A 20,279-nucleotide genomic window follows, 5' to 3' on the forward strand; every position below is an offset into this window, starting at 1 on the left:
CCTGATCTGCGCCGCGAGATCGACGACCTCGTGGCATCGGGCATCCCGGTGCCTGGGCAGTGATCTCTCGCTGGTCAGCTTCGATGATTTCGAGCTGTTTCGTCAGGCGCGACCCGGCATCACCTCTATTGCGCAGCCAACCGACGAGATCGCGACGAAAATCGCCGAGTTGGTTATGTCGCATGTCATGGGCACCCATGGCGAGCATTCGCGCGAGATCCGGCTCGATTGCACCTTGCAGCTCAGAGACAGCGTCGCCCGCGTCGCTTAGCAACTTCCGACCTTCATCGCTTCCGCGCGTCCGCGGGCAAGAGTTCCATGATCGCTGGCATTAAACCGAGTTGCCCGCGACTGCACACATAGGCGGCTGACCTGCCCACCGTTCGGCCTCATGATGGCGCGGACTTTTTGCATCAGACCTCGAACCCCTGGCTCGTGCGTGTTACACCCGCGATTGCTGCCATTCGAATTCAAACGGAGGTTCCATGGGCAAGGTGAGGGTACGCGGTTTCGCAGTTTCCATGGACGGTTTCGGTGCAGGTCCGGGCCAGAGCCTGGAGCACCCGATGGGCAGGGGTGGCAGGGATCTGCATCGCTGGTTTTACCCGACCCGGACCTTTCGAGCGTTGATCGGCAAGGACGGCGGGACCGAGGATCGCTTCGCTCGCGAAACGGCGGAGGGCTTTGGAGCCTTTATCCTGGGTCGCAATATGTTCGGGCCAGCCGGCGACGATTGGGGCGGGCCAGACTGGAAAGGCTGGTGGGGTGACAACCCGCCGTACCACGCGCCGACCTTCATCCTGACCCACCATGCGAGGGCGCCAATTGTGATGGAGGGTGGCACGACATTCCATTTCGTGACCGAGGGAATCGAGTCCGCGCTCGCGCAGGCCAAAGCTGCCGCGGGCGGCCTGGACGTGAAGATCGGCGGTGGCGTTTCTACAGTGCGCCAGTATCTGCTCGCTGGAGCGATCGACGAACTGCATCTTGCGCAGGCGCCCGTTGTCCTGGGCGAGGGAGAAGCGCTGTTTGCCGGTATTGACCTGCCGAGCCTTGGCTATCGGGTAACGGAGGTCGAGCCAACGGACCTCGCCACCCACATCGTGCTGGCGCGCTGACGCGGAAGGGCACGGATTGGCGCGCCGGGGCGGAACCAAGTCGTGGCCTTCCGATGACCGCGGCCGTCGCTGGGCAAAGAACGGTCATTCCAATTGCGGAGCGTCCAATAGCCCTCTGCCGGTGATGCGAAGGGCAATGCCGAATTCGTGGACAGAGGGGCGGGGCACCTTGATATGGAGGCCGGTGGCGTCGCTTGTGAAGTCGAGGGGGGCGGCATTGCCCACGACCTCGACGCGATCCACACGACTGTCAGCGACGCGGCCTGCGGTCCCGAGAGAAGAGATCGTCACCACTTCGCCCGGCAGGCCCAGCGTCGTGGCAAACAGATCGCCCGACCCGGTGGTGAAACGGATATCTTCGGGAGTGAAGGGCTTGGCTGCCGACTCCCCGAACATGCCGGAGACCACCTCTGTCGGGCCTTCACCGAAAATATGCCACGGGCGGGTGCCATGGATGGCGTCACCGAAGCGCTCCATCCAGTCGCCGACCGCGGTTACGATGGCGCGTTCTTCGGAATCTATGGTGCCGTCGCCTCTCATGGGGATGCTGAGCAGCAGATTGCCGTTCTTGGCCACCACATCGGCGAGCCGATGGATGACGGCGTCGGCCTTCATATAGGACTTTCGCTCGAACACCTGCCGGTTGTAGTGCCACTCGCCAATGCAGGTATCGGTCTGCCAGACGTGCGGCACGATCTCGGCGCGGTAGCCGCGCTCGACGTCCTCGACCAGCGCACCCTGCCGATCGGCGGGCAGTTCCTTGGTATTGAGCACAACCTCAAGGCCGCCATGCCGGGCAACCGAGGCATTGTAGTAGTGCGCAGCGATATCCAGCCCGGCCTGACCGAGCGGCAGATCGAAATTGTCGAAATACAGAAGGTCCGGCGTGTACTTGTCGATCAGTTCCTTGCAGCGGCGATACCAGTTGCGGACGAACATAGGGTTGGCGAGTGGCGGGGCCTCGGTCCAGCGTTGGTCTCCGGTGTCGTAATTGTACCAGTCTGCGGCATCCCGGATGCTGTTGACGCCATCCGGTAGCGGCATGACCGCGCCGCCATAGAGGTCCTGCGGGTCCAGCCCCTCCCACCACTTGCCTCTGCCGTCCTGCCGGCCAAGGCAGTAGGCGTCGTATCGCTCGCCGGCCCGGGCGCCCTCGGCATCGTAGCCATAGGCGGTTTGGAACCAATGCCAGGTGCGAGTGGCGTGGTTGCTGACACCGAATTTGAGGCCGAGTTCGCGCGCCTTTTTGGCCCAGATTCCGATGATGTCACGCTTGGGGCCGACCCGGACGCTGTTCCAGTCGTGCCAGATCGAATCCCAGTTATCCAGATTGTCGTGGTGATTGGCCATGGCGACGAAATACTTGGCGCCGGCGCGCTTGTAGAGCGACAGCAGATCATCGGGATCCCAGTTCTCGGCCCGCCACTGGTTGATGATTTCCATGAAACCGACATCGGCCGGATGGCCATAGTTCGCGAGATGATGCTCGTGCTGGGGATGGCCCTGGGTATACATGTTGCGGGCGTACCAATCGCCGGCCTCGGGCACGCACTGCGGACCCCAGTGCGCCCACAGGCCGAACTTGGCGTCGCGATACCAGTCGGGCGCCTCGTACCCCGCCTTCAGGGACTCCCAGTTCGCCTCGAATGGTCCATTTAGGCGCGGGTCACCCACGATATCGAGATCTCGGTTCGGTCTCATTGGTTCATGTCCTATGCGTGAAGTAAGCGGCGCGGCGGTGGGGCGGGTTCCACCTCATCCCTTGACGCTGCCACTGGTGAGGCCGGAGAGGATGAAGCGCTGGCCGAGGAGGTAGACGACGAGCACCGGGACGATCGTCATCAGGATGTCGGCCGACACCAGGTTCCAGCTCTGCTGGTACTGTCCGAAGAAGTTGTAGACCGCGAGGGTCATCGGCCAGTTGCTGCTGCTGTTGAGGTAGTAAAGCGGGAACAGGAAATCGTTCCAGGTGCCGAGGAAATTGAGGATTGCGGCGGTGACCAGCACCGGCTTCAGCAGCGGCAGGATGACGCCGAAGAACAACTGCAGCGGATTGCAGCCATCGATGATGGCCGCTTCATCCAGTTCACGCGGAATGGAGCCGATGAAGCCGTAGATCAGGAACACCGAGAACGGCACCTGCGTTGCCGCGTAGAGGACGATGATCCCCAGCTTGGTGTTGATCAGGTGCGTCGCCTGCATGATCGTGGTCAGGGTGAAGAAGTTGATCGGCAGCGCGATGCCGAGGATGATGAAGAAGTAGAGGAAGCGGCGCAGCGGCGTCCGCGCGCGGGACAAAACGAATGCCGCCATGGCCGCGACCAGCGTGCCGATGACGGTTGAGGCCGACGCGTAGAGCATGCTGTTGAAAAAGCTGGTGACCAGTTTTCCCTTGTCTGCGGCGGCGAGAAAGTTTTCGAAGTTGAGTGAGGTCGGCAGGTCGGCGCCCATCGAGCTCGCCTGCGCCTTGGTCTTCAGCGAATTGACCACGATCAGGTAGACCGGGAAGGCCATGACGAGGCTGGTGATGACCGCTGCCGAGTGACCGAAAAAGGCCTTGGTGGGACTGGTTCGCACGGCGCCTACTCCTGAGCCGAGCTGCGTTCGAGCAGGCGGATGACGAAATAGCCGGCCACCAGAAGCACCACGAACATGACGCTGGAGACGGCGGTGCCAAGGCCATATTGCCCCTGCGAGAAGGCCTTGAAGATCTCGGTGGCGATGACTTCGGTCGCGTAGCCCGGCCCACCATTGGTCAGGGCGTAAACGACATCGAAAACCCGCAACCCGTAGAGCACGTTCAGCACCGAGACGACGACGATGGCTGGCAGCAGCATGGGCAGGGTCACGTAGCGCAGGCGGGCCCAGAACCCGGCTCCGTCGATCTCGGCGGCCTCGTAATAGTCTTTGGGAATGGTCTGCAGGCCGGCGAGCAGAATGACGGTGATGTAACCAACGCCCTTCCAAGTATCGACGCCAACCACAGAGTAGAGCGCAATCTTGGGATCGACCAGCCAGGACCAGGCGAGGCTATCGAGCCCAATGCTGCGCAGAAATCCGTTGAAGACACCGTTGGCGGGATTGAGGATCGAGCGGAAGATCAGCGCCACGACGAGGGTGGGCAAGACGGCCGGCAGGTAGATGATGACGCGGTAGAGGTTGACGAAGCGCCGCACGCCCTCGTTGAGGAGGATCGCCAGCGCCACCCCGATCACGGTCTTCAGCACAATCGTAAGGCCGGTGAAGATCAGCGTGTTGGCGATGTAGGCGAGGTAGTTTTCCTTGGGCGAGAAGATGCGCTGGAAGTTCTCGAGCCCGATGAAATTGACCTCGTCGGAATAGGTCGTCCAGTCGGTGAACGAGTAGCCGATACCGATGAGGCTGGGGAGAATGATGAACACGAGATAGAGCGTGAGCAGCGGTAACAGGAAATACAGCGGGTAGTGCTTGTTCAGCATCTCGTGCAGTCTCCGGGGAGGAAAGATCCCGGCCCAGGTGCTGGGTCGGGACCGGTTCTTCGGGAGGAAGACGGGCGTCGGGCCTAGTTCCAGGCCGGATCCTTGGCGGCCTTGGCAAGCTCGCCGCGGCGCTTGTCGATGCTGGCGAGAACATCAGCCGGAGCCATTGCGCCGGTGAACATGGCGGTCAGGTCCTTGCCGATATCCATCCACTGCGGGTTCACGTAGGTGACAGCCGTCTGGTAGACTGTGCCGCGCTGGTCTTTGTGGGCATCGAGGAATGCCTGCAGGTCCGGCCCGAACTTGTTCTTGACGCCGGGAAACGGCAAGTTGGACGCCAGCGGGGTGTTGTCGACGAAGTACTGCATGTTCTCGGGCTGAACGAGAAAATTCAGGTACTGCTTGGCTTCAGCGATGTGGGGCGATGTGGCAGAAATGAACATCGTCGGGCCAGCCGGATTGACGTTGAGCATCTGGTTGTCGGCCAGCGGAATGACGAAGTAGCCGTAGTCGTCGACATTGACGTCAGGGTAGTCGGTCTTCAGCTGGTTGTTGAACGCCGTGCCGCCGACGACCATCGCGGCCTGACCGGTGGCCATGACCTTGGTGGCGTCCGAAAAGGCATCGGCGAGGGCGTTCTTGCCCAGATAGCCGAGGTCGTACATTTCTTTGAGCTGCGTCAGGTCGGCGAGCATGGTCTCATTGCCGGAGAGTGTCGCCTTGTTGGCATTCAGCGCGTCCGCAAGACCCGGGGTCGCCTGCTCGAAGCGCGGCCCCACTTCGGGGAACCACAGCACGTGGTGCCACCCGTCCGAGATGGGCTCGAAGACGGGCTGGATGCCGTTGTCGAGCAGCTTCTGGCACACCGCCTTGAACTCGGCGTAGGTGGTCGGGACCTTGAGGTCGTATTTGGCGAACAGGGTCTTGTTGTAGTTGATGACCCAGGCGCTGCTGACGGTGTCCCAGTAGGTCATGCCGTAGAGCTTGCCATCCACAGTGGACTGGGCGGCGATCAGCGGGTCTTCGAGCTTCGCCCAAGGCTCCGCGGACAGATCGACGGCGTTCTTTTCGACGTTGTACTGGACCTTGAGGTCCGTTACGCCGCTCTGGCCGCCGAAGATATCGGGCGCTTCGCCGGAATTAAGCTTGGCCTTCAGCACGTTGAAATACTGGTCGGCCGGAATGATCTGGTAATCGATCGCGATCCCGGTCTGCTCTTCGAACTTCTTGCCCAGCGTCTGCTCGGCGTCCTGGACCCAGCCCTGGCTAGCGAGGTACGTGAGCGTGACTTTGTCCTGAGCAAAGCCCGGCGCTGCAAATACCGCGAATGCGGCAGTCGCCATGGCGGCCGAGGCCAGGATTTTGACTAGTCCCTTGGTCATAGTGTTCCTCCTCTTTCGTGCGTTTCGCACGGTTGACTGCGGGCCCTCCACGACCAGCAGCATTCATCGACTGGCGCGACGGACCTCCCGGTCAGTGCGCAGCCAAAGCTACGAAATCTCCCCCTCGCGCCTGCTTGAGGTGATTGAGCGCGTAGACCTGTCCGGTCATTTCGAGCTCTTCGCGGTAGACCGGATCATGCCAGCCTTCGATGTCGATCGAGCCTGTGTACCCACCGAGCCGCAGGTCCGAGATGATGTTGGTCCAGTTGCTGTCGCCGAACCCGGGTGTGCGGTGGAAGATGAACTTCTCCTTGCCGAACGCGCCGTGTTCCCGGATCACGTCCCAGCGGACGGTGGCGTCCTTGCCGTGAACGTGAAAGATCTTGGGTGCCCATTTGCGGATCTGCGGTGTGGGATCGATGAGATAGACCAGCTGATGCGCGGGCTCCCACTCGAGGCCGAGGTTGTCGTCGGGCGTCTCGTTGAACATCAGCTCCCAGGCATCGGGATTGTGGGCGATGTTCCAGTCGCCGGTGGCCCAGTTGCCATCCATCGAGCAGTTTTCGAACGCGATCCTGATGCCCTTGTCGGCGGCGCGCTTGCCGAGTTCGGACCACACCGCCTTGTAGGCCGGCAGGCTGTCGGTCAGCGGCTTGTTGCGGATGCGCCCCGTGAAGCCGGCAACGCAGGTCGCGCCAAAATGATGGGCATTGTCGATGCAGTCCTTCCAGCCTTGCAGTGTCTGGCGATCCATTTCGCCGCCTTCGAGCGGGTTTCCGAACATGCCGATGGTCGAAATCGTGATGTCGCGATTGCCGATGGCGTCGAGGCAGCGTTTGCCCAGTTCAGGCAGATCCTGACCATTGGTGGATTGCCAGAAGAACGGCTCGAAGCTTTCGAACCCCAGCGGCGCGATTTCCTTGATGCGCTCCGGCGTGCCCGCCTGGGTGGAGTTGATCATCGTGCCGATGCGAATGGCTTTTGCTGGATTGGTCATGTTCAATTTCCAGATTGGAGGTGGACGCGCTGCCGCGTGCGGGCGCTTTCGATGGCGCTGAACACCATTTCAAGGCTCTTGATATTGTCGGTCCCGACACATTCGGGTGTGCCGCGGCTTTCGACGGCGTCGAGGAAATCTTCGATGGCGCTGACGTGCTCTTTGGTGACACGGTCGTCGTTCCACTGGGGGATTTCGACGGACCGGAGGGGGCGGAAGAAGCCCTCATCGCCATCGACGATACTGGCGGTGATCGTGTCCTCGCCATCCCACAGCAGGGTGCCCTTTGAACCGATAATCCGCCAGGCGGCTTCCCAACTGGTATTGGCGCCTTCGGCGGCCCAGGAGCCGCGATAGGTGAAGGTCACGTCGTCATCGAGCTCAAAGATGGCGTTGGCCGCCGCGTCATGGGCGTACCAGGAGCCCTTGGGATTGGTCTCCTGGCAGTAGACGGCCACGGCATTCTTGCCGGACATGAACCGGGCGGCATCAAGCGTGTGGATCGCCATGTCCAGCAGCAGGACATGCTCCATGGCGTCGCGAAAGCCGCCGAAATGGGCGCCGACAAAGAAGTCACAATGCAGGGCGCTGATCTCGCCGATTGCGCCGGATTGCAGGAATGCGCGGATGCGGCGGATGCTCTGCTTGAACCGCCGGTTCTGGATCACGCCATGAATGCGCCCATGCTGGCGCGCGGCAGCAAGGATATCGCGCGCATCCTCCATTGAGCCGGCCATCGGCTTTTCAGTGAGGACATCGCAGCCATGCTCGAAAGCCGTCAGCACGATCTGCCGGCGCACTGCCGGGACGGCGACGTCGAAGACCATGTCAGGGTGGGTTGCATCGAGCACCTCGGCCAGAGCTGTTCCAACGATGGCGCCGGTCAGACGGTTGGCGTCACGCACCGAGGTGGCGAGTGCCAGGTCGACATCGACCAGACCGACAAGTTCAACACGCTCTTGCAGCGGAGAGGCGCAGAGGGCCGTGACCCATCGTGCACCCATGACTCCACAGCCGACCAAAACTGCCCGTTTCACGTCCCCTCCAAAAACCGCTTACGTCGTTGTAGTATATTTTTCTATTATGATGTAAGCGATTGCAAGACTAGGCGGGACACGTCGCGTGTGTCAACAGGGGGCGGACGACTTTCGAGGCAAGAGATGCGTGGCATTTCCAGGCTGGCCCATGAACTGGGGCTTTCGACGGGTACCGTTTCGCGGGCTCTGAACAACGTGGCGGGGGTCCATGCGAAGACGCGGTCGCGTGTGCTCGAGGCCGCGCAGCGGCTTGGCTATGAACCGAACCAGGCGGCCAGGACGCTGGCACTGGGCCAGACCAAGTCCGTCGGCTTCATGATCGACCTCGACCCAGACACTGCCGCGAACGGCGATAACTTCTTCATGGGCGTGTTCGACGGGGTGCAGAGCGTGCTGACGCCGCTGGGGCTCGATCTGCTCGTGCTGCCTTGCCCATCCAAGCAACACCGGTTTGCGTACCTCGACAGGCTGGTGGCGCGCCGGCTGGTCGATGGCATGATCCTGTCGGGAACCGAGCAACACGACCCGCGAATAGACCTGCTGCGGACTGCAGGCCTTCCGTTCGCCGCGCTGGGGCGCAGCGAAGTTGAAGGGCCGTTTTCCTGGGTCGATCTCGACTTCGAAGCTGTGGCCACCGCGTCAGTCGACAGGCTGGTGGCCAAGGGACATCAGCGGATCGCGATCACGGTCCCGTTTGGCGAGCTCAACTTCGGCATCGTCTTCAGGGAGGCCTACCGGAAGGCCCTGGCGGGGCATGGGCTCTCCTACGATCCAGAGCTTGTCCTTCAGACGGGATTTGGTGAGGAGGATGGATACTTCATCGTCGACGCCATGCTGGACAATCCCGATCCCCCGACGGCCATAGTCCTGATTTTCGAAGCCGCTGCGATTGGAATCTATCGCCGGCTGGAGGAGCGCGGCTTGCGTCCCGGTCACGACCTTGCCGTCATCGGGTTTCGCGACGAATCGGCGGTGCGCCACCTGAGACCCAGCCTGACGCGCTATTCCGTGTCGCTCTCGGAGGTTGGAACGGCACTGGCCCGCGCGCTGGTTGCGCAAATGACGCCCGAAGAGCCTGCGCCTCAGTTGCTTCAGATCAAGATACCGATGAGTCTGATACCCGGGGACAGCGATCCGCCGCGCGCTTCCAGTTGAGCGTGCTGGCTTTCAGCAGGCCTCAGACGTCGGCAAGGCGGCGTCCCGAGTTGGTCAGCACCGAATATTGCAGGTCCACGGAGAACAGCGCCGCGACAGTACTCCGGACATGGATGGCAAGGTGACGCGACAGCCCATCGGATGGCAGGTAGTCGCTAGCCATCTCAGTCAGTGCCCTGGTCGCCTCGACGCGGGCAGCATTGTCGCCAAGGCAGTCGACGCCAATATCATCTTTTGCGATGTGCTTGCCGTCCTGAATATCGAAGAAATAGCGCATGATTGTCTCCCGGACCTAAGCTCAACGCCGCTCGATCCAAAAGGTTACCTCGGCTTGGCTGAATTGAGCCGGGGTGGCGTCTCGATTTCAGAGTCAGCCAAGAATATTTGACGCTGCCATCCTTGCCTCAAATGCTTGCTTGATCACCCAGCAGATCATCGCCCACGACAACCCAAGCGACCAGCCGGCAATGACGTCGGTCGGATAGTGCATGCCGAGGTAAATGCGTGAGACGCCAACGAGAAAGGCCATGAGCAAGGCCAGACCGATGAGGTAGCCCTTGATCAGCGGGCTGCGCGCCGACTGCGAGAGAAGCGCGCCAAGCGTGAGGTAGACCACCGCCGACAGCGCGGCATGACCGCTGGGGAAGCTGGCGGTGAAGACGCTCAGCGAGGCCTCGACGTTCGGCCGTGGGCGATTGAAAGTCTGCTTCAGGACGTTGGAAATCACCGTTCCGGCCACGACCGAGACGACCAGGAAGATTGCGGTTCCTGCCTTCTTTTCCAGCAGCAGATAGACGGCGCTGGCCATGACGATAAGGCCGAGGATGGTGAAGCTGCCAAGCGAGGTGAAATCGCGCACTGCTTCCTGCAGCCAGAGGGGGCCGATCACCGCGTTGGTGTCCGCCGTGCGGAACAGTGCGGTCACCGCACTATCGAAGGCGACCGTGTCGCCTTCGAGCGCCTCATCGGCCACCATCCCGAAAACCCCCAGCAGGGCGGCGGTCAGGGTGATCAGCGCGATCAACGGCCAGCGGCTGGAACGGCGAACGTCAACACTCATGGATTTCTCCTTGTACCAGACCACCAACGGCCCCGAGGGCGGCTGGGTTCATCGCTTTTGGCCTATTTTATCTGAGCTGAGAACCAATTGCCTGCACGGCCGTTAGTGAGGCGGCCAGCCGTGAGACGGCTCTGGGGTGCACCATGCAAGAGATCAGCTACCACATTCTGCTCAACGCCCGTTCGGGCGCGGCTGCGACCGGTGCAATTACACCGCAGGTCCTGCAGGAATTCTTCTCCTCGAGAGGCGATATCGTCAGCATCGATGCCGACACGTCGATCCCCTTTGCCAAACGCCTGCAACGCGCCGCTGCCAGCCCTGCCAAGGTGCTGCTTGCAGCCGGTGGGGACGGCACGGCGACGGCGCTCGCCCAGGTTGCCATCGAAGCCGGCAAGACGCTTGCGCTTATGCCGTTGGGCACTGCCAACCTCCTCGCCCGCGATCTTTCGATTCCGCTGGTTGTCGAAAAGTGGCTGGAGGGACTGGCCGAAATGGAACCTCGCCGCATCGATGTCGGCGAAGTCAACGGCCGTATCTTTCTCCACAAGGTCGTGATCGGCGCGGTACCTGGGATTGCGCTCGCACGGGAGCAAATCCGGGGGCGCTCTGATCTCGCGGCAAAGCTCGGGTTCTTCGCCTACTTCGTGCGCCGGCTGGCGCGCATCAAGCGCTTTGCGGCAGAAATCACTCCAGAATCGGGCGATCCGCGCATTGAGCGTGTGCAGTCGATCGCAGTTGCCAATAATGACTACGCGGCAGGCGTGGGGCAGGTGTTCACCCGGCCCAGGCTCGATGCTGGCACGCTGAGCCTGTACCTTGTGCGGCATTTGAGCTTTGCCGATGCCCTGCGATTGGGAGCGGGGATGTTGATGGGAACCTGGCGCACCGATGAGGCGATCGAAATCGAGAACGTCAAATCATTGGTCATCCGAACCCGGTCGCGACGGCTGAACGCTATGGTCGATGGTGAGGTGATCGGTCTTGAAGGACCGCTGACATTCCGGATAAGGCCGCTGGCGCTATCGATCCTTGCGCCAAAGCCAGCGCCCGAACCGGCTGTTGAGCCGACCGCCGCAGTCGCGGTAGGCATCTAGCATGCGCATCTGCCATCTATCGGACCTGCACTTCGGCCATCACGACCAGAGCCTAGCCGACGGGCTGGCCGAAGACGTGATGGCCCAGTCGCCGCAACTGGTCGTGGTGAGCGGCGATTTCACCCAGTTAGGGACAGAAGTGGAGTTCGCGGCGGCCCGCGCGTTTCTTGATGCCTTGCGCGTCCCGGTCTTTGCGGTGCCCGGCAATCATGATGTGCCCGCGAAAAACCTGCTGCGGCGGTTCATTGACCCCTATGGGCTGTACCGGCGCTACATCTCCAACGAGCTGGAGCCGTTTCTCGAACTGGACGGGGTTGCGATTGCTGGCATCAAGACGGCGCGGCGGGCACGGGCTGAGCTGAACTGGGCGCATGGAACGATTAGCCGGAGCCAGCTCAATGCGCTGGGTCCACGTTTCGAGAAGGCTTCACCTCGGGCGTTGCGCGTGGTGGTGGCACATCATCCGCTGCTGAAACCCGAGGGCGATATGGCCAAGCCCATGCGCGCCGTGCGCCGCGCCGATCTTGCGCTCGAAACCTTTGCGGACCTGGGCGTAAGGCTTGTTCTCTCCGGCCACTTCCACCTCTCCTATGTGAGAAAGCATGCCCGCCCCGGGGTGGTGGCCGAAGGCACGCCAACTGGCTTGCGCAAGGCGGCGGACCTGCCGATCCTCGTGGCGCAGGCCTCCTCTACAATCTCCACCCGGCTCCGCGGCGACTCCAACGCCTATAACCTTATCGACCTCAGCCCGCGCGCGATCTCGGTGATTGTGCGCGAATGGCGGGGCGGCGCCTGGACGACCCGCGAAAAGGATACTGCGTCGGTGACTTCGGTCGAATAGCGGCTATATCGCAGGGGTCTGAGTTCGCGACCACTCAGGCTGCGACGCGATTGCGCCCGGTGTGCTTGGCCTGGTAGAGCGCGATGTCGGCCCGCTTGATCATCTCCTCAGGCGTCGCGTCGAGGCCAGTGAGTTCGGCAGCACCGATACTCGCCGTCACCTGCACACACCCGCCGGGTGTCTCGATCCGCATCGCTTCGATGGCGCCCCGCACCCGTTCGGCCACCTGCATCGCGCCGTGGAGATTGGTGTTGGGCAGGAACGCGCAGAACTCCTCGCCTCCCATCCTGCCGAGGCTGTCGCTGGACCTCAGTTCTCCACTGATGGCAGAGACGAGGTGGATGAGGACGTCGTCGCCAACGGCGTGACCCCAGTCGTCGTTGATATGCTTGAATTTATCGGCATCGATCATCAGGCAGGAAAGCGGCACACCCATCCTCCGCGCCATCGCCATGTCACGTGTTGCGGAGGTGATGAAATGGCCGCGACGCATCGCGCCCGTCAGACTGTCCCGCGTGGCCAGAAGCCGCAATTCGAGCTGCTCCATCGTCAGGTCTGCGAGGTCGCCGAGGATTTCGAGCTCCCGCTCCCCAATGTCCCGGGGCTTGGTGTCGATGCCGCAGAGCGCGCCGAGCGGTGTGCCGTCCGATGCGCGCAACGGGATGCCAACATAAAAACGGATGTCGGGATCGCCGACGACGAGCGGATTGGACGAAAAGCGCTGGTCGAGAGTTGCATCGCGCACCACCATCGGCCCGCTGCCAAGCATGGCATGGGCGCAGAACGATTGGTCCCGCGGCGTCTCGCTCACGTTCAGTCCCTGCTGGGATTTGAACCATTGGCGGCCGCCGTCGACCAGAGTGACTGCGGCGATAGGTACGCCAAGCACGGCCGTCACCAGGCGTGTGATTCGTTCGAAGGCGTCCTCTTTGGGCGTATCCAGCACGTCATACTGGTGCAGCTTCCTGAGGCGCAGCTCTTCGTCATCCTGTGCTGTGCTCATGGGCGGATTCCCGGCAGATTCGCGAACTTGGGCTCCTGACCTAGTCCCCATGCCGCTAACTCATCATGAAAAGAGGGTGGGAATTTGGTCTGTCGTGTCGGGAGGGTTAACGGCATCTTGGAGTGATCGAATGGACAGCCGGTTTGATCACAGGACCGCGGAACTGATGGCGTAGACCTACGTTGCCTCCACAGACCGGGTGAACCTTTCGCCTGGGCAAGAACCAAACCTGAGGAGATCAACGATGCGCACTGTGACCGGATTGTTTGACAACCGCGACGATGCCCACCATGCCGTGAGCGCCCTGAAGGACGCGGGCATTGCTTCCGACGATATCTCTATCGTTTTCAACCACCCTGAGGATGCTGAAGACGACGTGGCCGAAGGCGCGGGCACGGGTGCCGGCATTGGCGCTGCCGTCGGCGGCGCTGGTGGTCTGCTCGCCGGGCTCGGCATGTTGGCCATTCCGGGCATTGGCCCGGTCGTAGCCGGCGGCTGGCTGCTTTCGACCGTCGTCGGTGCTGCTGCGGGTGCTGCGGTGGGCGGGGCGACCGGTGGCCTGATTGGCGCTCTCACCAGCGCCGGTGTCGAGGAGCACGAAGCTCATGTGTATGCCGAAGGCGTTCGCCGGGGCGGCACGCTCGTGACGGCACGGGTCGATGACTCCCTCGTTGACGCGGCCAATGCGATCCTCAAGGACTCGCGCTCGGTCGACGTTTCCGAGCGCCGGCAGAGCTATCAGGATAGCGGCTGGGATGGGTTTGATGAGACTGCCGAACCCTACCGCCCCGGACAGGTCATTGGTTCCCGCCCGGGCATCGTTCCGCCGATCATCCGCTAAGCTCTTGGGCCCAGGCATCGCGCCTGGGCCCAAACTCTGTCGGCAGAAAAGCGACCTGGACTTAACCTATGCTGCAACACGGCCCCGCCCGATGTGCGCTTATGAGCGCAACAAGGAGGCCGCGATGTCAGTGTCATATGATCGAATTGACAATTGGGAAGTGCGGAGCTGCGTTGACGGCTTCGGCGTGTTCGACGACGACACGATGATCTCCGGTCCGCACCTTTCGCGGTCAGAGGCGATTCGGTCCGCGCTGGAATTGCCCAAGCCATTGCCACCCAAACTGGAGATGCACCGGCATAACGGGGAGTGTCCGGAAGCGGCAAAGGTCAACGGATTTCGAGCGGAGGCCCACCAGGTGGATCGCGCTCCCACATTGATTGCGAGTGACAACGAGAGGCTATTGCATGCCGAGGCGGACAGAAGAGTGGGTGCGACAGCGCGCTGAGCAGGTTGAAGTGGGGCTGGCGCGCCAGGCCGTCGATGCGGTGGTTCCAGCGCGCCGCAAGGTCGGTCACTGGCAGGTGCAGGCGGTACGCTTGCGCGCCATTGCCGCGCGACGCCGGGCGGATGGCCAGCCCTTCGGCGAAATTGCCGAAGCGGCGAGTATTATGCTGGCCGATATCGAAGAAGAACGCCGCGCACTCGAGCAGAAGGTGAGTGAACTGCCGCCTGAAGTGGCCAGCCACAGCAGATTTCAGGACGTGGTGCGGGCGCTGGCATCAGCCTCCGACGCCATGCGCTCCGTCTTGCCTGGAAACTGATACCGATGCCCCGGCCTGCGGTTACCGCAGGAACGGCGCAGGCGGAGCAAAGCTCGGGACGGTCTCGTGGTGGTAGTTCTGCCAGCCGAGATAGCGGCTCACCGACTCCTCGACGATCTTGGCGTGGTGTCCGCGCACCATCGCCACGTGATGCTCAAAGCCGTTGCGGGCAATGAAGGTGAGGAGTTCGCGGAGCCGCGGTACGGCCGTCACCGCAATACCGCCATCCATGGGGAAGGGGTCGGCGGTGAATTCACCTTCGCCGACATAGGTCTTGATGACGCCGGCGCGGTCATCGGTCGAGAGGCGGAAATAGGTCAGGGGGCCGGGCTGCACCTTGCCCTTGACGGCGCCAAAGCACTTGTCAGGTCCTACCACGGTGCCAATGACGCCAAGGTTTGAGATCTCGGGCGTCTCGCCGATGAAGCTCTTGGGGAAGTTGCCGCAATGGGTGCAGACGCATTTGTCGACTGCGTCACCATAATTGTTGTTCCAGTCAAGGAGCGCGGGCGGTGCCTCTGCGGCGAGCGCCAGGGCGTACATCGAAATCGCACCCGCGACATCGACTTCGCAGGCGCTGGGCTGCAGCTTTTCGCCCATCATCGACATGGCGAGGCAGGTGGCACAGCCGAAATTGTCCTGCATCGAGGTCCAGCACTGGATCGAGGACGCGTCGCACTCGTTGCGCTCCATCCAGCGGTCGACGACGATGCCGAGCCGCGCCTGCTTGACGATGTTTTCGCGCTGGATATAGGGCGGGATGGTGCCGTAGCCGAAGATTTCCTCAAGCCGCACCTTCACGTCCGGGTCCTCGCCGGACAGCTTTTCGGCCTCGCCGATAATCTCGCTCAGGTCCACCGTCACCACCGAGATGCCGCTCAGCTGCAGGAGCTTTTCGGAGAACCGCATGGTCTGGAACGCGCCGGTGCGGGCGCCGATCGCGCCGATGCGGGCCCGGCGCAGCCCGCGCACCGTGCGGCAGGTGCGCATGAAACGGTCGAGATCGCCGGCAAACTCTTCGCCATCGAGATCGGAGGTGTGCGAGGTCGTGTCGGTGAAGGGGATGCCGTACTGATAGAGGTTCGACGTGATCGAAATCTTGCCGCAGAAGGCATCGCGTCGGCCCTTGAGGTCGGTCTTGTCCAGCGTGTCGTTGCAGGCCTGCAGCAGCACCGGCACCTTGAGATCGGCCATAGAGATGGTTTCGACTACGGCAATCTCGTCACCGAAGTTCGGGAGCGAGACCACCAGCCCATCGATTTCGTCGCGGTGCTCGCGGAAGAACTTCGCATACTTGTGCGCGTCCTCGCGGGTTTCCACGGCGCCATTCGGCGTCGCTTCCATCGGCAGGATGCGGTAGCCGACGCCGAGCTTGTCACAGGCGGCGATCAGGTCGGCGCGGGCATTGGGCGCATAGGCCGAGTTGAAGAACGCGCGGCTGGAGACGATCAGACCCAGCGTCACCTTGCGATTGAACGGCTTCATGATGTCTCGGCCCCTCCCAGAGCGCGCCGGACCCTGTTGGCGGGCGGTTGGCGTGCCCAACATACAAGCGAGTTCCGGCACTCACAATGCGGAAAAATTGCGATTTCTGCGGAATCGATTTTCCCATAAAGATAGAAGCGAAATCAGATAGATAGAGACGTTTTCAGGTTTTAAGGTCGGCCGATCTTGTTCAATTTTGCTGCCAATTCCAATGAACTCGCGAGATTTCGCAACATGCCGCTGCGGATCCTATCGACGGCTCGCTCCATAACTTTGTGTCTGCTAGAACCCCAATCAAAGTGGAGTGTTGAGCATGGCGGGTAGTTTCAGTTCAGGCGGCGTTGCCGTCATCACCGGTGGAGCGAGCGGCATCGGGCGTGCGGCGGCGTTGCGCGCGGCGCGGTCCGGGATGAAAGTGGTGCTCGTTGACGCCAATGCGCACAAGCTCGCCGCTACGGCGGCAGGGCTTTCGGCCATAATCGGCGCGGACAATGTCATGGCCGAACGGGTCGATGTGGCTGAGTTCTCGGCCATGTCCGATCTGGCGGCGCGGGTTTCGGCACGCTGGGGCAGCCCGATGCTGCTGATGAACAACGCCGCTGCGTTCGTCTCCGGCGGCGCAGGTGGTATCCTCGATCCCAATGACAACTGGCAGCGCCTGTTCGCCGTCAATGTCATGGGGGTGGTCAACGGCGTGCAGGCGTTCCTGCCGGGCATGTTTGAGGCGGGGCGGCCGGCGGTGATCGTCAACACCGGATCGAAGCAGGGCCTCACCAACCCGCCCGGCAACCCAGCCTACAATACCAGCAAGGCGGCGGTGAATGCCTATACGCAGAACCTGGCGCGCGACCTGCGCGAGCGGCCGGACTGCCAGATTTCAGCCCACCTGCTGATCCCCGGCTGGACCACCACCGGCGATGCCCAGCCGCATCCGTCCGCCTGGATGCCCGATCAGGTGATCGTGTTCATGGACGATGCGATCTCGCGCGACGAGTTCTTCATCCTCTGTCCCGATGGCGAAACGCCGCGCGAGACCGACGAGAAGCGCATTTACTGGAACGCCATGGACATCATCGCCAATCGGCCGGCGCTTTCACGCTGGCATAAGGACCACAAGCAGGCATTCGCCGAATTCATGCAGCGCCCGCTGAAGCTCTAGTTCCCCAGTTTTTCGCGCAGGAAGGCGACCACTGCTCTGGTCTTGGCGGGGAGGTAGCGCCGGCTCGGATAAAGCAGCCAGGCGGCCGTGTCGTATTGCGTGGCGGTTACCTCGTGGGTGGGGAACAGATCGATGAGTTCCCCGCTGGCGATATGCTCATCCACCAGCCAGTCGCCCAGTAATGTGGCTCCTAGACCCTGGCGGGCCAGTTCGCTGAGCGCGAGCGAGGTCGTCGCCTGTACCGGCCCGGTGACCGGCACCTCTGAGATCGCACCCTCACGGTCCCGAAAGGTCCAGCGCGTCCGAAATCCGGGAAGCGGAAAGCAGAGGCAGGGTTTGGATTTGAGGTCAGAGGGCTCGGTCATGGGATGCATTTTCGCAAAATCCGGGCTGGCGACGACCCGATAGCTGGTACTGCGGAGCTTTGCCGCGACATAGTCTCCTGCCGGCCGCGGCGCGAGACGGATCGCAAGGTCGATGCCGTCGGTCACGAGGTCAAGATTGGCGTCGGTGGCGACGAGATCGATGGCCAGTCCCGGATGACGGGCAAGCAAAGCGCCCAACAGGGGAACAATGCAGACCTGTGCGAAGCCGACCGAGGCAGTGATCCTCACGGTGCCTTTGGGAATGTCGGTGGCCTCGAGGGCCTCGGCGCGGGCGGCTTCGAAATCTTCGAGCAGGACTTCGGCCCGTTTGGCGAAGCGTTGTCCTGCCTCGGTGAGCGCCAGGCTGCGCGTGGTGCGCTGCAGCAGCCGGGTGCCCAGTTCTGTTTCCAGCTGGCTGATCGCCCGCGAGACAGCGGACGGGTCGAGTTCACGCCGCCGTGCCACTTCTGCAAAGCTGCCGGTTCGCGCCACTTCGGCAAACAGATCGAGCCGATCGAGGTCCATTCATGCAACTCCGGCACGAACACAGTGCCAGGAGTGATGTTTATCGGAAAGGAGTGCACGAATATACCCCGCTTCCTCACAACACGGAAGCAAGACCGATGGATATCTCGAACGTCACCGCCCTGATTACCGGCGCCAATCGCGGCATTGGCCGTGCGCTGGTCGCTGAGCTGCATGCGGCGGGCGCCAAGCGCATCTATGCAACGGCCCGCTCGCTGACCGATGCAGAGGGTCTCCGCACACCCGATGAGCGGGTCAAGGGCGTGGTCCTCGACGTCAATGATAAAGGCCAGATCGCCGGTGCCGCAGCCCGGCTGGGCGACGTGAACCTGTTGATCAACAATGCTGGCGTGCTCGATTTCGGGAACTTTCTCACGGCGAGCCGCGAGCAGATCGACCGCAACTTCGCGACCAACTTTTTTGGTCCGCTCGAAATGACCAAGGCGTTCGCGCCGGTCATCACCGCAAATGGCGGCGGCGTCGTGGTAAACATGCTGACGCTCGTTGCCCTTGCATCGATGCCGGGGCTCTCCGTCTACAATGCGTCAAAGGCTGCCGCATGGTCGATGACACAGTCGCTGCGGGCAACCCTTGCGCCGATGCAGATCAAGGTGATGGGCGTCTTTCCGGGGGCGGTCGATACGGACATGATTGCAGACATCGACATGCCCAAGACAGCGCCGGCCGCGATCGCCAAGGCGATTGTTGCCGGCCTAGTAGCCGGCACCGAGGATGTGTTTCCCGATGCGATGTCGGCCAGCGTCTATGACAGCTGGAAAGCGGACCACAAGGCAGTCGAGCGCCAGTTCGCGACCATGTAGCCGCCATACCGCAGCGCGAAATTACAGCCCGCGGGTGTTCTGCGGGCTTTGCTCAGCGCCAGCCCAGTGCTGGCGCGACGTGCTTCAGGATCGCCTCGATGATGTGGGCGTTGTAGTCGACGCCGAGCTGGTTGGGGACTGTCAGGAGCAACGTGTCCGCGGCCTTGATCGCCTCGTCTTCGGCCAGTTGCTTGATCAGGACGTCGGGTTCAGCGGCGTAGCTGCGGCCGAAGACGGCTTGCTTGCCCGGCTCGATGTAGCCGAAATGATCCTGCCCATTGGCGCTGCGGCCGAAATAGGCGTGGTCCATGTCATTGACCAGCGCAAAAATGCTGCGGCTGACGGAGACGCGGGGGGTGCGGGTATGCCCGGCCTCGGCGAAGGCCTTGCGATAGGCGGCGATCTGTTCGGCCTGCTGGATGTGGAAGGGCTTATCGGATTCGGCCATCACGAGGGTGGAGCTCTGGAGGTTCAACCCGAGCTTGCCGGTCCACTGGGCCGTCGCAGTGGTCGCAGCCCCCCACCAGATGCGGTCGCGGAGACCGGGCGAGTGCGGCTCGATGCGTAAGAGGCCCGGCGGGTTGGGAAACATCGGGCGCGGGTTGGGCTTGGCAAAGCCGTTCCCCTGCAACACGTCGAGAAACACCTCGGTGTGCCCACGCGCCATGTCGGCGTCGGTCTGGCCTTCGGCAGGCACATAGCCGAAATACTTGTAGCCCTCGATCACCTGCTCGGGTGAGCCGCGGCTGATCCCGAGCTGCAGCCGGCCACCTGAAATCAGATCGGCAGCGCCGGCGTCCTCGGCCATATAGAGCGGGTTTTCATAGCGCATATCGATGACGGCAGTGCCGATCTCGATCTTCTTTGTTCTCGCGCCAACGGCCGCCAGCAAGGGGAAGGGCGAGCCGAGTTGCTGGGCGAAATGGTGCACGCGGTAGTAGGCGCCGTCAGCACCAAGTTCTTCTGCCGCCTCTGCCAGCTCAATCGATTGCAGAAGGGTGTCTGAGGCCGATCGGGTCTGGGACTGCGGCGACGGGGTCCAGTGTCCGAACGAGAGAAAGCCGATCTTTTTCATGTGAGCCTCAGAGGGTGCTGTCGGCGGGCAGGTTTTTCACAGCCGGGAGCCCGGATCAACACCTCCTCGCGACAATGCTATCGGTGCGGGGGCACCACG

Annotated in this window: 21 protein-coding genes; 9 read left to right on the plus strand and 12 right to left on the minus strand. The window is 62.3% G+C overall.

What is annotated here, in order from left to right; translation table 11 throughout:
• Window positions 1-94 precede the first annotated feature (94 nt).
• Window positions 95-271, plus strand: coding sequence for a substrate-binding domain-containing protein (locus ACO06J_RS18565; protein WP_421762545.1), 177 nt, complete (start codon window positions 95-97; stop codon window positions 269-271).
• Window positions 272-485: 214 nt separating this feature from the next.
• Window positions 486-1,118 (plus strand): dihydrofolate reductase family protein, encoded by a 633-nt coding sequence (locus ACO06J_RS18570; protein ID WP_421762198.1) that lies wholly within the window; start codon window positions 486-488, stop codon window positions 1,116-1,118.
• An 84-nt stretch (window positions 1,119-1,202) separates the two neighbouring features.
• Here the strand turns inward: ACO06J_RS18570 and ACO06J_RS18575 are convergent, their stop codons facing one another.
• The 6 genes from ACO06J_RS18575 to ACO06J_RS18600 all read right to left on the minus strand — a co-directional run bounded on the left by ACO06J_RS18575 (window position 1,203) and on the right by ACO06J_RS18600 (window position 7,992).
• Entirely contained in the window at window positions 1,203-2,819 is a 1,617-nt protein-coding gene (locus tag ACO06J_RS18575; RefSeq protein ID WP_421762199.1) for an alpha-L-fucosidase, read from the minus strand.
• Window positions 2,820-2,873: 54 nt separating this feature from the next.
• Complete coding sequence (locus ACO06J_RS18580) at window positions 2,874-3,695, minus strand: carbohydrate ABC transporter permease (protein ID WP_421762200.1); 822 nt, start codon at window positions 3,693-3,695, stop codon at window positions 2,874-2,876.
• A gap of 5 nt (window positions 3,696-3,700) precedes the next feature.
• Entirely contained in the window at window positions 3,701-4,576 is an 876-nt protein-coding gene (locus ACO06J_RS18585; RefSeq protein ID WP_421762201.1) for a carbohydrate ABC transporter permease, read from the minus strand.
• 83 nt (window positions 4,577-4,659) lie between these two features.
• On the minus strand, window positions 4,660-5,958 hold the full coding sequence (locus tag ACO06J_RS18590) for an ABC transporter substrate-binding protein (RefSeq protein ID WP_421762202.1): 1,299 nt from the start codon (window positions 5,956-5,958) through the stop codon (window positions 4,660-4,662).
• A 91-nt stretch (window positions 5,959-6,049) separates the two neighbouring features.
• The gene (locus tag ACO06J_RS18595; protein WP_421762203.1) at window positions 6,050-6,955 is read right to left on the minus strand and encodes a sugar phosphate isomerase/epimerase family protein; all 906 of its coding nucleotides are present in this window, start codon (window positions 6,953-6,955) and stop codon (window positions 6,050-6,052) included.
• Window positions 6,956-6,957: 2 nt separating this feature from the next.
• A complete protein-coding gene (locus tag ACO06J_RS18600; protein ID WP_421762204.1) occupies window positions 6,958-7,992 on the minus strand; it encodes a Gfo/Idh/MocA family protein in 1,035 nt (344 codons plus the stop codon).
• 123 nt (window positions 7,993-8,115) lie between these two features.
• Here ACO06J_RS18600 and ACO06J_RS18605 point away from each other — a divergent pair, with 123 nt between their 5' ends.
• Complete coding sequence (locus tag ACO06J_RS18605; RefSeq protein WP_421762205.1) at window positions 8,116-9,147, plus strand: substrate-binding domain-containing protein; 1,032 nt, start codon at window positions 8,116-8,118, stop codon at window positions 9,145-9,147.
• Window positions 9,148-9,169: 22 nt separating this feature from the next.
• Here ACO06J_RS18605 and ACO06J_RS18610 read toward each other — a convergent pair whose 3' ends face one another.
• Window positions 9,170-9,424, minus strand: a complete 255-nt coding sequence (locus tag ACO06J_RS18610) for a DUF6894 family protein (RefSeq protein WP_421762206.1) — start codon at window positions 9,422-9,424, stop codon at window positions 9,170-9,172.
• A gap of 93 nt (window positions 9,425-9,517) precedes the next feature.
• Window positions 9,518-10,207 carry a phosphatase PAP2 family protein gene (locus tag ACO06J_RS18615; protein ID WP_421762207.1) on the minus strand — a complete coding sequence of 230 codons (690 nt, stop codon included), beginning with the start codon at window positions 10,205-10,207 and terminating at the stop codon, window positions 9,518-9,520.
• A gap of 143 nt (window positions 10,208-10,350) precedes the next feature.
• Between ACO06J_RS18615 and ACO06J_RS18620 the strand changes: the two genes are divergently transcribed.
• Both ACO06J_RS18620 and ACO06J_RS18625 read left to right on the plus strand, forming a co-directional pair.
• Entirely contained in the window at window positions 10,351-11,301 is a 951-nt protein-coding gene (locus tag ACO06J_RS18620) for a diacylglycerol/lipid kinase family protein (protein WP_421762208.1), read from the plus strand.
• Window position 11,302: 1 nt separating this feature from the next.
• Window positions 11,303-12,142 (plus strand): metallophosphoesterase family protein, encoded by an 840-nt coding sequence (locus ACO06J_RS18625; protein WP_421762209.1) that lies wholly within the window; start codon window positions 11,303-11,305, stop codon window positions 12,140-12,142.
• Window positions 12,143-12,176: 34 nt separating this feature from the next.
• Here ACO06J_RS18625 and ACO06J_RS18630 read toward each other — a convergent pair whose 3' ends face one another.
• Window positions 12,177-13,145, minus strand: coding sequence for a sensor domain-containing diguanylate cyclase (locus tag ACO06J_RS18630; protein WP_421762210.1), 969 nt, complete (start codon window positions 13,143-13,145; stop codon window positions 12,177-12,179).
• Between the two features lie 244 nt (window positions 13,146-13,389).
• Here ACO06J_RS18630 and ACO06J_RS18635 point away from each other — a divergent pair, with 244 nt between their 5' ends.
• Together ACO06J_RS18635 and ACO06J_RS18640 are read left to right on the plus strand one after the other, a co-directional pair.
• On the plus strand, window positions 13,390-13,986 hold the full coding sequence (locus ACO06J_RS18635; protein WP_421762211.1) for a general stress protein: 597 nt from the start codon (window positions 13,390-13,392) through the stop codon (window positions 13,984-13,986).
• 407 nt (window positions 13,987-14,393) lie between these two features.
• Entirely contained in the window at window positions 14,394-14,750 is a 357-nt protein-coding gene (locus tag ACO06J_RS18640; RefSeq protein WP_421762212.1) for a hypothetical protein, read from the plus strand.
• 21 nt (window positions 14,751-14,771) lie between these two features.
• Here ACO06J_RS18640 and ACO06J_RS18645 read toward each other — a convergent pair whose 3' ends face one another.
• On the minus strand, window positions 14,772-16,235 hold the full coding sequence (locus ACO06J_RS18645) for an L-fucose/L-arabinose isomerase family protein (protein WP_421762213.1): 1,464 nt from the start codon (window positions 16,233-16,235) through the stop codon (window positions 14,772-14,774).
• Window positions 16,236-16,548: 313 nt separating this feature from the next.
• On the opposite strand from ACO06J_RS18645, the gene ACO06J_RS18650 reads away from it, so the two are divergent.
• Window positions 16,549-17,394, plus strand: a complete 846-nt coding sequence (locus ACO06J_RS18650) for an SDR family NAD(P)-dependent oxidoreductase (protein WP_421762214.1) — start codon at window positions 16,549-16,551, stop codon at window positions 17,392-17,394.
• Here the strand turns inward: ACO06J_RS18650 and ACO06J_RS18655 are convergent.
• Window positions 17,391-18,284 carry a LysR substrate-binding domain-containing protein gene (locus ACO06J_RS18655; protein ID WP_421762215.1) on the minus strand — a complete coding sequence of 298 codons (894 nt, stop codon included), beginning with the start codon at window positions 18,282-18,284 and terminating at the stop codon, window positions 17,391-17,393. The two genes, ACO06J_RS18650 and ACO06J_RS18655, sit on opposite strands and share 4 nt — an antisense overlap.
• Before the next feature lie 98 nt (window positions 18,285-18,382).
• On the opposite strand from ACO06J_RS18655, the gene ACO06J_RS18660 reads away from it, so the two are divergent.
• Complete coding sequence (locus ACO06J_RS18660) at window positions 18,383-19,105, plus strand: SDR family oxidoreductase (RefSeq protein ID WP_421762216.1); 723 nt, start codon at window positions 18,383-18,385, stop codon at window positions 19,103-19,105.
• Between the two features lie 52 nt (window positions 19,106-19,157).
• On the opposite strand, the gene ACO06J_RS18665 is transcribed toward ACO06J_RS18660, so the two are convergent.
• The gene (locus tag ACO06J_RS18665; RefSeq protein WP_421762217.1) at window positions 19,158-20,180 is read right to left on the minus strand and encodes an LLM class flavin-dependent oxidoreductase; all 1,023 of its coding nucleotides are present in this window, start codon (window positions 20,178-20,180) and stop codon (window positions 19,158-19,160) included.
• Between the last annotated feature and the right edge of the window lie 99 nt (window positions 20,181-20,279).

Origin of the sequence: Devosia sp. (genome assembly GCF_965229025.1) — a bacterium.
Lineage (GTDB): Bacteria > Pseudomonadota > Alphaproteobacteria > Rhizobiales > Devosiaceae > Devosia_A.

Coding starts and splice junctions, on each gene's coding strand:
- ACO06J_RS18570 (WP_421762198.1), top strand. CDS start 486: ATGGGCAAGGTGAGGGTACGCGGTTTCGCAGTTTCCATGGACGGTTTC.
- ACO06J_RS18575 (WP_421762199.1), bottom strand. CDS start 2,819: ATGAGACCGAACCGAGATCTCGATATCGTGGGTGACCCGCGCCTAAAT.
- ACO06J_RS18585 (WP_421762201.1), bottom strand. CDS start 4,576: ATGCTGAACAAGCACTACCCGCTGTATTTCCTGTTACCGCTGCTCACG.
- ACO06J_RS18590 (WP_421762202.1), bottom strand. CDS start 5,958: ATGACCAAGGGACTAGTCAAAATCCTGGCCTCGGCCGCCATGGCGACT.
- ACO06J_RS18595 (WP_421762203.1), bottom strand. CDS start 6,955: ATGACCAATCCAGCAAAAGCCATTCGCATCGGCACGATGATCAACTCC.
- ACO06J_RS18605 (WP_421762205.1), top strand. CDS start 8,116: ATGCGTGGCATTTCCAGGCTGGCCCATGAACTGGGGCTTTCGACGGGT.
- ACO06J_RS18610 (WP_421762206.1), bottom strand. CDS start 9,424: ATGCGCTATTTCTTCGATATTCAGGACGGCAAGCACATCGCAAAAGAT.
- ACO06J_RS18615 (WP_421762207.1), bottom strand. CDS start 10,207: ATGAGTGTTGACGTTCGCCGTTCCAGCCGCTGGCCGTTGATCGCGCTG.
- ACO06J_RS18620 (WP_421762208.1), top strand. CDS start 10,351: ATGCAAGAGATCAGCTACCACATTCTGCTCAACGCCCGTTCGGGCGCG.
- ACO06J_RS18625 (WP_421762209.1), top strand. CDS start 11,303: ATGCGCATCTGCCATCTATCGGACCTGCACTTCGGCCATCACGACCAG.
- ACO06J_RS18630 (WP_421762210.1), bottom strand. CDS start 13,145: ATGAGCACAGCACAGGATGACGAAGAGCTGCGCCTCAGGAAGCTGCAC.
- ACO06J_RS18635 (WP_421762211.1), top strand. CDS start 13,390: ATGCGCACTGTGACCGGATTGTTTGACAACCGCGACGATGCCCACCAT.
- ACO06J_RS18640 (WP_421762212.1), top strand. CDS start 14,394: ATGCCGAGGCGGACAGAAGAGTGGGTGCGACAGCGCGCTGAGCAGGTT.
- ACO06J_RS18645 (WP_421762213.1), bottom strand. CDS start 16,235: ATGAAGCCGTTCAATCGCAAGGTGACGCTGGGTCTGATCGTCTCCAGC.
- ACO06J_RS18650 (WP_421762214.1), top strand. CDS start 16,549: ATGGCGGGTAGTTTCAGTTCAGGCGGCGTTGCCGTCATCACCGGTGGA.
- ACO06J_RS18655 (WP_421762215.1), bottom strand. CDS start 18,284: ATGGACCTCGATCGGCTCGATCTGTTTGCCGAAGTGGCGCGAACCGGC.
- ACO06J_RS18660 (WP_421762216.1), top strand. CDS start 18,383: ATGGATATCTCGAACGTCACCGCCCTGATTACCGGCGCCAATCGCGGC.
- ACO06J_RS18665 (WP_421762217.1), bottom strand. CDS start 20,180: ATGAAAAAGATCGGCTTTCTCTCGTTCGGACACTGGACCCCGTCGCCG.